This is a genomic window from Clostridium pasteurianum BC1 (assembly GCF_000389635.1).
In the GTDB taxonomy this organism is placed as follows: Bacteria; Bacillota; Clostridia; order Clostridiales; family Clostridiaceae; genus Clostridium_I; species Clostridium_I pasteurianum_A.
On the sequence record NC_021182.1, the window covers coordinates 131608 to 144707 of the forward strand.

At 35.6% G+C, this 13100-nt stretch carries 8 protein-coding genes, 1 tRNA gene and 2 rRNA genes; 8 read left to right on the plus strand and 3 right to left on the minus strand.

Annotated elements, in window-relative coordinates:
* Positions 1–8: 8 nt before the first annotated feature.
* Positions 9–84, plus strand: a tRNA-Phe gene (locus tag CLOPA_RS00665).
* A gap of 231 nt (positions 85–315) precedes the next feature.
* On the opposite strand, the gene CLOPA_RS00670 is transcribed toward CLOPA_RS00665, so the two are convergent.
* Positions 316–771 (minus strand): peroxiredoxin, encoded by a 456-nt coding sequence (locus tag CLOPA_RS00670; RefSeq protein WP_015613547.1) that lies wholly within the window; start codon positions 769–771, stop codon positions 316–318.
* 567 nt (positions 772–1338) lie between these two features.
* Positions 1339–1509, minus strand: coding sequence for a hypothetical protein (locus CLOPA_RS25475; RefSeq protein ID WP_015613548.1), 171 nt, complete (start codon positions 1507–1509; stop codon positions 1339–1341).
* Between the two features lie 265 nt (positions 1510–1774).
* On the opposite strand from CLOPA_RS25475, the gene CLOPA_RS00675 reads away from it, so the two are divergent.
* The 4 genes from CLOPA_RS00675 (at position 1775) to CLOPA_RS00690 (ending at position 6191) form a co-directional block, all read left to right on the plus strand.
* Positions 1775–2503 (plus strand): HAD-IB family hydrolase, encoded by a 729-nt coding sequence (locus CLOPA_RS00675; protein ID WP_015613549.1) that lies wholly within the window; start codon positions 1775–1777, stop codon positions 2501–2503.
* A gap of 109 nt (positions 2504–2612) precedes the next feature.
* Positions 2613–4040 carry a TldD/PmbA family protein gene (locus CLOPA_RS00680; protein ID WP_015613550.1) on the plus strand — a complete coding sequence of 476 codons (1428 nt, stop codon included), beginning with the start codon at positions 2613–2615 and terminating at the stop codon, positions 4038–4040.
* Complete coding sequence (locus CLOPA_RS00685; protein WP_015613551.1) at positions 4037–5338, plus strand: metallopeptidase TldD-related protein; 1302 nt, start codon at positions 4037–4039, stop codon at positions 5336–5338. The genes CLOPA_RS00680 and CLOPA_RS00685 overlap by 4 nt, the downstream gene beginning before the upstream one ends.
* A gap of 190 nt (positions 5339–5528) precedes the next feature.
* The gene (locus CLOPA_RS00690; protein ID WP_015613552.1) at positions 5529–6191 is read left to right on the plus strand and encodes an NUDIX hydrolase; all 663 of its coding nucleotides are present in this window, start codon (positions 5529–5531) and stop codon (positions 6189–6191) included.
* Positions 6192–6210: 19 nt separating this feature from the next.
* On the opposite strand, the gene CLOPA_RS00695 is transcribed toward CLOPA_RS00690, so the two are convergent.
* The gene (locus CLOPA_RS00695) at positions 6211–7308 is read right to left on the minus strand and encodes an SIR2 family protein (protein ID WP_015613553.1); all 1098 of its coding nucleotides are present in this window, start codon (positions 7306–7308) and stop codon (positions 6211–6213) included.
* Between the two features lie 809 nt (positions 7309–8117).
* On the opposite strand from CLOPA_RS00695, the gene CLOPA_RS24660 reads away from it, so the two are divergent.
* The 3 genes from CLOPA_RS24660 (at position 8118) to CLOPA_RS00705 (ending at position 13049) form a co-directional block, all read left to right on the plus strand.
* A complete protein-coding gene (locus tag CLOPA_RS24660) occupies positions 8118–8324 on the plus strand; it encodes a hypothetical protein (RefSeq protein WP_155241847.1) in 207 nt (68 codons plus the stop codon).
* 79 nt (positions 8325–8403) lie between these two features.
* Positions 8404–9910, plus strand: a 16S ribosomal RNA gene (locus CLOPA_RS00700).
* A 239-nt stretch (positions 9911–10149) separates the two neighbouring features.
* Positions 10150–13049, plus strand: a 23S ribosomal RNA gene (locus tag CLOPA_RS00705).
* Together the 16S and 23S rRNA genes form the textbook arrangement of a ribosomal RNA operon.
* The last annotated feature ends 51 nt before the right edge of the window (positions 13050–13100 follow it).

A 13100-nucleotide genomic window follows, 5' to 3' on the forward strand; every position in this document is an offset into this window, starting at 1 on the left:
TTATTTTTGGCCAGTTAGCTCAGTCGGTAGAGCAGAGGACTGAAAATCCTCGTGTCCCTGGTTCGATTCCTGGATTGGCCACCAAAAAGACTTAAGTTTATAACTTAAGTCTTTTTCTATTATAAAAAAATAGTATAGGAAAAATCCTATACTTAAACAAAACTAATCTTTGGGGGATAATAAATTAATTATATATCAATATAAAAAGTATAATAGCAAGTGTAAATATATATTATAAATCCAGAAAATGAGGAATCTTTGAAATCTACAAATATTATTAGTTTGCAGGAGTTTAGTATATAAAGCCCAGCTTTATTAAATATTTTTAAGTATGTCTTCTATGTGACCATCTACTTTTACTTTTCTATATATTTTTTTTATATTACCAGTTTCATCAATTATAAATGTGCTGCGTTCAATACCAATTTTCTTTTTTCCAAACAGAGTTTTTTCTTTTAATACATCATATAAATTACATACATGTTCGTTATCATCTGATAGTAGTATGTAAGGTATGTTTAATTTTTTTATAAATTTATCATGTGAATCTAAGGTATCTCTACTTACTCCTAAAATTATAGCATTTAAATTATTAAAATTTTCAATACCATCAACAAAACAAGTAGCTTCCTTAGAACATCCTGGAGTATTATCCTTAGGGTAAAAATAAAGGATTACTTTTTTGCCTATATAATCACTTAATTTATGCTGCTTTCTATCGGAACCAATTAAAATAAAATCTGGTGCTTTTGAACCTTCTTTTATATCCATTTGAATCACCAACTTTATATATTTTATATCACTATAATTATTATATAATAATTAATATTAAATATCAATAGTATATTGATTTGAATATTTTATAATTAACAAGAATAAACTAATAAAACACTATGAATTTTAATTTATCCGATGACTAGTAGCTGTAATACCTCATCGTACTCTGTTAAAGAGATTCATACAAAATTTAAAATTTTAGTCCTCTGTTTTTTTAGGTGGAGATAACAGCGACACGTCCCTGGATAATTCATCTAAACTTAGTGGGAGTACAAATTCCCACTAAGTAAGATTCATTGATATAATAATTTCATAGTGTTCTATCTTAAATTTATCCGATGAGTACCTACTCTAATACTTTCATCGCACTCTGTGAAAGCGACCAAATACAAAATAAATTTTGTTTTGTCTGCTTTTCTTCAAAGTGAGAGTAAAGAGTGGCTATGTCCCTGGATAACGGTTTCTAAGCATCAGAGGTCATAACTAAAAACCCCACCTGATGCCAAGAACTCTGTTTATAGTGTAACAGATATTTTTAAGGCTAGTAGTATTAATTTAGTATTATTTGTTATGGGAGAGTTTTGAACGTTTTGTGTATTTTTTAGAATTTGCGTCAGCGCCAACTTTCTCTCCGTTTTCAATGCCTATATTTCCTCCATTTTTAAAAAATATTTTTCTAAGTTCAGGATTAGATTTTGGTTGTGTTTTGTTTAAATTTTTATTATTATCCATTTTCATTACTCCTTAATATAATGTAGTCATAGTATTTAATAGAAAACTATCTTGATAAATAATGATTCTTAAGATAGCATGGAATAAAGTCTTCATATATTTGCAAATATGATTTAATATTAATTTAACCAAAATGCTTAAGAAATATATGAGGAATAATATGAGAAAGTATATTTTATTTATTAGTTGTATAATTGATTTTATGCAGTGATAATTTTAAAAAATAAATTATAGTATAGATTAAGTATTAAAAGGTGGGATATACGTGAAGACTATAGCAGCTTTTTTTGATATAGATGGAACTTTATATAGGGAAGCTCTTATTACAGAAGTATTTAAAAAACTTATAAAATATGAAATAATTGAAGAAAGAACTTGGTTTGAAGAAGTTAAACCTGAGTATGAAAAATGGGATATAAGAATAGGTAATTATGATAATTATTTATTAAAGATGGCAGATATATATGTTGGGGCAGTTAAAGGATTGCATAAGTCTCAAGTTGAATTTATAGCAAAGCAGGTTGTATCCCAAAAAGGAGATAGAGTTTATACTTATACTAGAGATAGAATAAAATGGCATAAAGAACGAGGACATAAGATAATAACAATATCAGGTAGCCCTTTAGAACTAGTAAAAGAAATGTCACTGAAGCATGGGTTTGATGACTATAGAGGGGCTAAATATCTATTAGATGGAGATATATATACAGGTGAAGTTATTCCAATGTGGGATAGTAATAGTAAAAAGAAAGCTATAAATGATTTAATTAAGCTTTATGATATAGATTTAAATAAATCTTATGCTTATGGAGATACTTCTGGTGATTTAACCATGCTGGATGCTGTAAGATATCCTACTTGTATAAATCCAACCAGGGAACTCCTAGAAAAAATATTATTGAATGAATCACTTGGTAAAAAGATAAGTATAGTAGTAGAACGAAAGGATATGATATATAAGCTTAATATAAATTGTATTAAAGCTAACATATAGAAAGTGTAAATTTATTTGTATATAACTAATAGTGGATTTTATCTATTATTTTAATATATTGTTTAAATTAAGCATTTTATTTATAATGAAAAAATAGAGGTGATAAAGTATGAAAGTTAAAATATCAAACTTTTTATTAGAAAAGAAGTCCATGCTAAAAAAATTAATAGATATTTTGTCTATAGAGTTTAAATACGTATCTGTATTAGGAACAGATTCCTTTGGAAAACAGTATTTAGTTCAAAAGACAGGTATTTCTGTTGAAGATTCTTTTTGGAATGAAAGGGGTTTTGTTGTTCGAGTATATAATGATATAGGTTATTCGGAATACTCTTTCAATGATATTGATGCCATAAGCATTGAAAAAATAGCAAAAAATATAAAAACGAGAGTAAATAACCAAATAGAAAAAATGAGGTCATCAGTAAATATAACATCATATCCAATTATATCTGAAGAAGAAATAAGTAAAAGTTTTTTAGGAGATGTTGAGATTCCCTTTGAGAAAATTAGCGATAAAGAGATAATAGGTAAATTAACGGGATTAAATAAAAAGGCAGCTTTAATTTCTGAGTTTTTAATTGATTGTAAATTTAAATTACAACAAGTGCATGTTTCCAAAATATTTATTACGAATAAAAAAAAATTAAGTCAATCTTATGTTTGGAGTGAAGGATATATTTTTCCCATAACTAGAAAAGAAGAGAATACAAAGTTTAACTTTTGTTCATTTTCTGGACTTAAAGGTGCAGAAATTTTAGAAGAAATGGATTCTAAAGTTGATGAAACAGTTGATATGGCAGTTAGATTATTAGATGCAAAACCATTAGAGCCGGGTGAATATGATGCAGTATGTTCACCAGATGTATCTGGAATAATTGCTCATGAAGCTTTTGGTCATGGAGTAGAGATGGATATGTTTGTTAAAAATAGAGCTAAAGCAAGGGAATATATAGATAAACCAGTTGCTTCACCTATTGTAACCATGAGAGACGGTGCAGCCTCGGCCATGGAAGTATCTTCTTATCTTTTTGATGATGAAGGTATCCTGGGAGGGGATACAACAATAATAAAAAATGGGATTTTAAAAACGGGTATATGCGATCTGCTATCTTCTTTAAGACTGGGAATAAAGCCAACAGGCAATGGAAAAAGGCAGTCTTTTGAGAGAAAAGTTTATACAAGAATGACAAATACATTTTTTGAAAATGGAACAGATAAATTAGAGGATATGATAGCTTCAATAAAATATGGGTATTTTTTAGACTGCCCTACAAGTGGTATGGAAGATCCTAAGAATTGGGGAATTCAATGCATGGTTAATTATGGTCTAGAAATTAAAGACGGAAAATTTACGGGCAATATTGTGTCACCTGTAGTTATGACAGGATATGTTCCAGATCTTTTAAAGTCTATTTCAATGGTTTCTGATGAGGCTGAATTAAAAGGTTCAGGTGCTTGTGGTAAGGGATATAAGGAATTTGTAAAAGTATCAAGTGGTGGACCATATATTAAGGCAAGAGTGAGGTTAGGATGATGATAGATAAAATTAAAAATGTATTAGACAATCTTAACGAATTAGATGGATATAAGATAATTGAGATAAAAACTAATTCTGAAGAATTGTTTTTTATAAAGAAAGAACTGGATATTACTAGAAGTAAAGAGGTGCAACATTTTAAAGTTACTGTTTATAAACATTTTCAAGAGAATGGAGAAAAGTATACAGGTAGTTCAACTTTTGATGTTCATCCTGGTACGAATGATAATGAGATACAAAAAATTGTAGAAAATAATATCTTTGCTGCTCAATTTGTGAAAAATCAGTATTATACATTGCCTCAGAAAGATAATAAAATTATTTCTAATATTGAAAGCAAATTTTCTACCAAGGAATTAAGTGATTGGATGCCAAAGCTTACGGAAGCTTTATATATTAATGATAAAGAAGAAAAAGGAGGCATAAATTCAGCAGAAGTATTTCTTAATAAAATATATAAAAGGATTATTACCTCAGAAGGAATAGATAAGAGTTTTGAGAATTATAAAGGTATGATAGAATTTGTAATAAATTGGAAAGAGGAGGAAGAGATAGAATTATATAAAATGCTTACCTTTTCTGACTATGAGCCTGGGTTTATTTCTGATGCAGTTAAAGAAACAATATTTTTAGCTAAAGAAAGAGCAAATGCCAAAGAAACTGTTAAATCAGGGAAATATAAAGTCATTTTGAGAGATGAACCAGTAAAGGAAATATTAAAATATTATGTTGATAAAACAAGAGCAGATGCAGTGTATAATAAGCTATCTAATCTAAAAATTGGTGATTATATTCAAGGGGATAAAATAAAGGGTGATTTGATAAATTTAGAACTTGATCCAAACTTTAAAAATTCCATATATTCAGAGCCTTTTGATAATGAAGGTATTAGTCTATCAAAGATTAATATAATTGAAGATGGAAAATTAAAAAAATACCATGGAGATTTTAGGTACAGCCATTATTTAAATACTGAAGTAACGGGAAGTATAAGTAACTTTAAAATAAAACCGGGAACTAAGAATATAAGTGATATGAAGAAGGAAGAATATGTGGAATTAGTAGCTTTTTCAGATTTTCAATTGGATTCAGTAACAGGAAATTTTGGAGGAGAGATAAGATTAGGATGGTACTTTGATGGAAATGATATTATGGTAATAACGGGGGGATCATTGTCAGGAAACATAAATAACATCCAGTCTAATATATTTTTATCTAAGGAATTACAAAATAGTGATGGTTTTATTGGCCCTAAGGCAATTGAAATGTTTAATGTGTCTATTGCTGGAAAGTAATTAGTGAATAAGTAATTTGCAGGTAAATATTAGGGTGGAATTTCAAGACTTTTTAAAAACTTTTATGACCAGTGGTACAGTTGTATTTAAAAGTGCATGAAAAAGTAGATTGATGGTTGAAAGTCTTGAAATTCCATAATTATAATTCTGCAAATGATCAATTATTATTGAATTAACGGAGTGTGAAGGGATGAATAATGATAATTTAAATAAGCTAAAAAAATCTTTTCCTAAAATTATAGATATAAGCGGGAGAGGTGAATTTTTTAATTCTTCGGTTTTGATTCCTTTGATTCTAATAAAAGAAGAATATTATTTTATATTCCAAAAGAGAAGTAAAAACATAAGTCAAGCAGGGGAAATATGTTTTCCAGGTGGTAAAATTGATCCTGCAATTGATAAGGATTCACAAGAAACTGCATTGAGAGAAACTTATGAAGAATTTTCCATAAGAAAAGAAAAAATAAATATTATAGGCAGGATGAATACAGTATTTTCACCAATAGGAGCTATGGTAGATGGATATGTAGGTATATTAAATATTAAAGATTTACAAGAAATAAAAATTAATATTTCTGAGGTTCAATATATTTTTACTGTGCCTGTATCATTTTTTGAAAAAAACAAACCCGAAAAATACTATGTTAATATAAAGGCCCATCCATCTATTATTGATAGCAATGGAAAAGAAACCTTATTACTACCTTATGATGAACTTAATTTGCCGAAGATTTATTCAAAGCCTTGGGGAAATTATAAACATAGCATTTATGCGTATAAATATAAAGAAGAAGTTATATGGGGATTAACAGCAAGGTTTATTTTTGATATTATTGAAATATTAAAAAATTAAATATAATAAAATAAATATTTCAAATTGACATAACTTGGGTATTGTCTAGAAATTCACTCAAATCATTGCATACAAGTGCAGGTTTATTATAATGAGTAAGTTGTTTTACTGTATTTATAACTGAAGTATTTGGATCTACAATTATTAAATTATCTAGTCTGTTAAATTCAAAGGCCTCCAATAAAAGTTTTTTTATGCCAAAATCTGTTGGAGGAAAAGAATAACCGATAACTATAAGAGTTTTGCAGCAAGATAAAATCTCTTTAGCGCCATCCCATAAAGTGGAGATTATGTCTTGAGAATAATCTTTATACAAGACGGGAGGTATTATAAGAGGGTCTACTATTAAATTATTGTCAGTGTGCTCATTAAAGTATCTGTTGGTATCAGCTAATATAAATTGAGCTTTTTTACAATTCACATCATTTCTATAATTTTTAAATAAAGTGTATTCACTTGCAGGTATACATTTGAACCAATTTAACGATCCATGAAGTTTTAAAATATTCCAATTATATAAAGAACTGTTTGACATATTATAAAAATCCTCTTTCTTTATATAGGTTATACCATTATTTTTTATTCTTTGTATTTTATCAAATTTCACTCCATAGCTAAGAAATGAATTCCACTTATTGCTGGATACAGTTTCTATTGCTGTTTCTAGGTTGCAGTCATAGTTAAAGGTAAGAATGTTTGGTTCCCTGCTGTATATAAGTGAAGCAAAACTTAGCATTAAATTGGATGAATTACTGAAAGATTCAAATTCGCATAGGCTTTCTATAAAAATAAATTTTAATGTGGAATTTATCTTTAGCAAATTAGTTATCAGTTCTTGGTCATTATTGTTGGAGGCTTCCAATAGTTGCAGTTGTAGTAATGTAAAACATTCCTCTAAATCAAAGTCACCATAGAGAAGACTTTTTTTTGACTTTTTCCAATATTTATATATATAATCGTATACCAGTTGTGTTTTTTCCTCTGAAATATTTGATTTTTTATTCTTTAATATATTGTTGAAAAAGTTTGTTGAAAGAGGTGGCTTTAATCCGTTAATATTTTTTACGCATTGATTAAAGCCAGCTCCTAGTATGTAAGTAGTTCCATTTTTTATCATATCGTTTTTTACTGCTTAAAAGAGATATTAGTATAACATTAAAGATATTATTATGAAAAATTATATCTTCAATGAAGTTTTAATATGTTATATAGCAGTTATTTCCTTCCTATAATTTTATTTATCCAATGGCTAGCCGCTGTAACACTCCACAGCACTCTGTGAAAGCGAACAAATACAAAATAAATTTTGTTTTGCCTGCTTGCACACAGGGAAAGCGATTCACACAAAATCAAGATTTTGGTTCTCTGCTTGCACGCTGTGAAAGTGATTCACACAAAATTAAAAATTTTGGTTCTCTACTTTTCTAAAGGTGGAGATAACATCGGCACATCCCTGGATAATTCAGCTAAACTCAGTGGAAATATAAACTCCCACTGAGTAAGATTCATTGATAGTTTTACCATTATGAAAAAATATATTATACTTAAGTTTTAAAAATAATTTAGCCTGTAATTTATGGTGCTGTGATTTTATAATGTATCATATCAAGATAACATAAAATATAGCTTGGAATTAAAAATAAAACTGATATTATGGATGAAAATTATCTGTCATGTGTGTTGGTTACAGAGAGTGTTTATTTAAATAAATGTATCTATACATTAGGCTTGCTGAAGGTTTGTTGAGAAAAATTTAAAAATAAAAGATATTTACATATAAGTCAAACATAATAATGGTTATAATAATTGTTTTTAGTCATTCATAAAAAGTAAATTATAGATTATAAAATAAATTTGAAAAAATTGTTGACAGGATGTCTAAATAATGATATTATATAAAAGCTGTCAGATGACAGGAATTGATCTTTGAAAATTAAACAGAGTATAAGAATAAAACAAACCAGCAATTCTTTAGATTTTAAGAAATTGAAATCAAGAGTAACAAATTCTTCAGTAAAATGGAGAAGGCATCTGAAAATAAATAATAAGCAAAGATGCGACGTATATTTTGAATCATACAAGGAAACAGGTTCTGATGATAGTCAGTGCTATCTGAAGGTTCTGTTGACGTAGTAGGATTTAAAATAGACTAGCATACTGGCTATTTATTTCTTTGAAGATGCCGCAAAGCGATGAGCTAACATCAAACTTATAAATTGAGAGTTTGATCCTGGCTCAGGACGAACGCTGGCGGCGTGCTTAACACATGCAAGTCGAGCGAGAAACCTTCGGGTTTCTAGCGGCGGACGGGTGAGTAACACGTGGGTAACCTGCCTCAAAGAGGGGAATAGCCTCCCGAAAGGGAGATTAATACCGCATAATATTACAGCTTCGCATGAAGCAGTAATTAAAGGAGTAATCCACTTTGAGATGGACCCGCGGCGCATTAGCTAGTTGGAGAGGTAACGGCTCACCAAGGCGACGATGCGTAGCCGACCTGAGAGGGTGATCGGCCACATTGGAACTGAGACACGGTCCAGACTCCTACGGGAGGCAGCAGTGGGGAATATTGCACAATGGGCGAAAGCCTGATGCAGCAACGCCGCGTGAGTGATGACGGTCTTCGGATTGTAAAGCTCTGTCTTTTGGGACGATAATGACGGTACCAAAGGAGGAAGCCACGGCTAACTACGTGCCAGCAGCCGCGGTAATACGTAGGTGGCAAGCGTTGTCCGGATTTACTGGGCGTAAAGGATGTGTAGGCGGATACTTAAGTGAGATGTGAAAGCCCCGGGCTTAACCTGGGGACTGCATTTCAAACTGGGTATCTAGAGTGCAGGAGAGGAAAGCGGAATTCCTAGTGTAGCGGTGAAATGCGTAGAGATTAGGAAGAACATCAGTGGCGAAGGCGGCTTTCTGGACTGTAACTGACGCTGAGGCATGAAAGCGTGGGGAGCAAACAGGATTAGATACCCTGGTAGTCCACGCCGTAAACGATGAGTACTAGGTGTAGGAGGTATCGACTCCTTCTGTGCCGCAGTTAACACAATAAGTACTCCGCCTGGGAAGTACGGTCGCAAGATTAAAACTCAAAGGAATTGACGGGGGCCCGCACAAGCAGCGGAGCATGTGGTTTAATTCGAAGCAACGCGAAGAACCTTACCTAGACTTGACATCTCCTGAATAGCGTAGAGATACGTGAAGCCCTTCGGGGCAGGAAGACAGGTGGTGCATGGTTGTCGTCAGCTCGTGTCGTGAGATGTTGGGTTAAGTCCCGCAACGAGCGCAACCCTTATCATTAGTTGCTACCATTAAGTTGAGCACTCTAGTGAGACTGCCCGGGTTAACCGGGAGGAAGGCGGGGATGACGTCAAATCATCATGCCCCTTATGTCTAGGGCTACACACGTGCTACAATGGTGAGAACAACGAGATGCAATACCGCGAGGTGGAGCCAAACTTGAAAACTCATCCCAGTTCGGATTGCAGGCTGAAATTCGCCTACATGAAGTTGGAGTTGCTAGTAATCGCGAATCAGAATGTCGCGGTGAATACGTTCCCGGGCCTTGTACACACCGCCCGTCACACCATGAGAGCTGGTAACACCCGAAGTCCGTGAGGTAACCTTTATGGGGCCAGCGGCCGAAGGTGGGATTAGTGATTGGGGTGAAGTCGTAACAAGGTAGCCGTAGGAGAACCTGCGGCTGGATCACCTCCTTTCTAAGGAGTAAGCATGGTAGGATAACTACTGTGATATGGTTGTTTAACTCTTATCTCTGTTTAATTTTGAGAGATCAATATCTCTTAAATGTACTTTGAAAATTGCATAGTGAAACAAAAAGTAAAGTAAAATAATAAAACAAATATCCTTTGTATAATTAATCTTTATCTTTAATAAAATGAAGATTAAAACAAAATAAAAGACTAAACTCGAAAAGCTAACGCTTAAGAGTATAACAGGTCAAGCTACAAAGGGCGCATGGTGAATGCCTTGGCACTAGAAGTCGAAGAAGGACGCGACAAGCTGCGATAAGCTTCGGGTAGGCGCAAATAGCCTGTGATCCGGAGATTTCCGAATGGGGCAACCCACATGTCTTAACGACATGTACTTTATACTGAATACATAGGTATATAGAGACATACCCGGGGAACTGAAACATCTAAGTACCCGGAGGAAGAGAAAGAAATATCGATTTCCTTAGTAGCGGCGAGCGAAATGGAATGAGCCCAAACCAGGAACTTTGTTCCTGGGGTTGTGGATAGATCATTAAAGCCTAATATCTTAATCGAAGAGTTCTGGAAAGCTCTACCGTAGAAGGTAACAGTCCTGTAGATTAAAAGAGAAAATGGCCGGATCTATTCCAGAGTACCACGAGACACGTGAAACCTTGTGGGAAGCTGGGAGGACCACCTCCCAAGGCTAAATACTTTCTAGTGACCGATAGTGAAGCAGTACCGTGAGGGAAAGGTGAAAAGAACCCCGGAAGGGGAGTGAAATAGAACCTGAAACCGTGTGCCTACAACCGGTCGAAGCACTTTTTATGTGTGACGACGTGCTTTTTGTAGAACGAGCCAGCGAGTTACGGTATGCAGCAAGGTTAAGCACTTCTGGTGCGCAGCCGAAGGGAAACCGAGTCTTAATAGGGCGACTAGTTGCATGCTGTAGACCCGAAACCGGGTGACCTATCCATGGCCAGGTTGAAGCGGAAGTAAAATTCCGTGGAGGACCGAACCACATTGGTGTTGAAAAACCATGGGATGAGCTGTGGATAGCGGAGAAATTCCAATCGAACTCGGAGATAGCTGGTTCTCCTCGAAATAGCTTTAGGGCTAGCGTCGATTAATTGAGTTATGGAGGTAGAGCACTGAATGAGGTAGGGGCTGACAACAGTTACTGAACTCTATCAAACTCCGAATGCCATATACTTTTATTTCGGCAGTCAGACTGCGAATGATAAGATCCGTAGTCAAAAGGGAAACAGCCCAGATCATCAGCTAAGGTCCCTAAGTGTAAGTTAAGTGGTAAAGGATGTGGGATTTCTAAGACAACTAGGATGTTGGCTCAGAAGCAGCCACTCATTTAAAGAGTGCGTAATAGCTCACTAGTCAAGAGATCCTGCGCCGAAAATGTCCGGGGCTAAAACTTACCACCGAAGCTATGGGCTCGTAAGAGCGGTAGAGGAGCTTCCTGTATGGATTGAAGTCGTACCGTAAGGAGCGGTGGACTATACAGGAGTGAGTATGCTGGCATAAGTAGCGAGAACTAAGTGAGAATCTTAGTGGTCGAAAACCTAAGGTTTCCTGAGGAAGGCTCGTCCGCTCAGGGTTAGTCGGGTCCTAAGCCGAGGCCGAAAGGCGTAGGTGATGGATAATCGGTTGATATTCCGATACCACCTTTTTCCGTTTTGAGAGATGGGGTGACGCAGAAGGATAAGATGTGCGCACTATTGGATGTGCGTCTAAGCACTAAGACGTGCAGGTTGGCAAATCCGCCTGCTTAGTTGAGGTGTTATGGGGAGCTAATTTTTAGCGAAGTATCTGATTTCACACTGCCAAGAAAAGCCTCTATCAAGGAATTAAGGTGCCCGTACCGCAAACCGACACAGGTAGGTGAGGAGAGAATCCTAAGACCATCGGAAGAATCGTTGTTAAGGAACTCGGCAAATTGACCCCGTAACTTCGGGAGAAGGGGTGCCTACTTAACGTAGGCCGCAGAGGATAGGCCCAAGCAACTGTTTAGCAAAAACACAGGTCTCTGCTAAAGCGTAAGCTGATGTATAGGGGCTGACGCCTGCCCGGTGCTGGAAGGTTAAGGGGATCCGTTAGAGTAATCGAAGCGGTGAACTTAAGCCCCAGTAAACGGCGGCCGTAACTATAACGGTCCTAAGGTAGCGAAATTCCTTGTCGGGTAAGTTCCGACCCGCACGAATGGCGTAATGATTTGGGCACTGTCTCAACAACGAATCCGGCGAAATTGTAGTGCAAGTGAAGATGCTTGCTACCCGCGATTGGACGGAAAGACCCCGTAGAGCTTTACTGTAGTTTAGCATTGAGTTTCGGTATTGTCTGTACAGGATAGGTGGGAGACTGGGATACAGCGGCGTCAGCTGCTGTGGAGTCGTCCTTGGGATACCACCCTGACAGTACTGGAATTCTAACCGGAGGCCATGAAGCTGGTCACGGGACATTGCTAGATGGGCAGTTTGACTGGGGCGGTCGCCTCCAAAAAAGTAACGGAGGCGCCCAAAGGTTCCCTCAGCGCGGTTGGAAATCGCGCGTAGAGTGCAAAGGCATAAGGGAGCCTCACTGCGACACAAACAAGTGGAGCAGGGACGAAAGTCGGGCTTAGTGATCCGGTGGTTCCTCGTGGGAGGGCCATCGCTCAACGGATAAAAGCTACCTCGGGGATAACAGGCTGATCTCCCCCAAGAGTCCACATCGACGGGGAGGTTTGGCACCTCGATGTCGGCTCGTCGCATCCTGGGGCTGAAGTAGGTCCCAAGGGTTGGGCTGTTCGCCCATTAAAGCGGCACGCGAGCTGGGTTCAGAACGTCGTGAGACAGTTCGGTCCCTATCCGTCGCGGGCGTAGGAAATTTGAGAGGAGCTGTCCTTAGTACGAGAGGACCGGGATGGACTGACCTCTGGTGCACCAGTTGTCACGCCAGTGGCACAGCTGGGTAGCTATGTCGGGATGGGATAAACGCTGAAAGCATCTAAGCGTGAAGCCCACCTCAAGATTAGATTTCCCATAGCGTAAGCTAGTAAGACCCCTGAAAGAACATCAGGTTGATAGGTCAGAGGTGTAAGTGCAGCAATGTATTCAGCTGACTGATACTAATAGGTCGAGGGCTTGACCAATATTTAAATAAATTACTAAAGTGTATATTAGTATACAATATTATATTTTAC

Coding starts and splice junctions, on each gene's coding strand:
- CLOPA_RS00670 (WP_015613547.1), bottom strand. CDS start 771: ATGGATATAAAAGAAGGTTCAAAAGCACCAGATTTTATTTTAATTGGT.
- CLOPA_RS25475 (WP_015613548.1), bottom strand. CDS start 1,509: ATGGATAATAATAAAAATTTAAACAAAACACAACCAAAATCTAATCCT.
- CLOPA_RS00680 (WP_015613550.1), top strand. CDS start 2,613: ATGAAAGTTAAAATATCAAACTTTTTATTAGAAAAGAAGTCCATGCTA.
- CLOPA_RS00685 (WP_015613551.1), top strand. CDS start 4,037: ATGATGATAGATAAAATTAAAAATGTATTAGACAATCTTAACGAATTA.
- CLOPA_RS00690 (WP_015613552.1), top strand. CDS start 5,529: ATGAATAATGATAATTTAAATAAGCTAAAAAAATCTTTTCCTAAAATT.
- CLOPA_RS00695 (WP_015613553.1), bottom strand. CDS start 7,308: ATGATAAAAAATGGAACTACTTACATACTAGGAGCTGGCTTTAATCAA.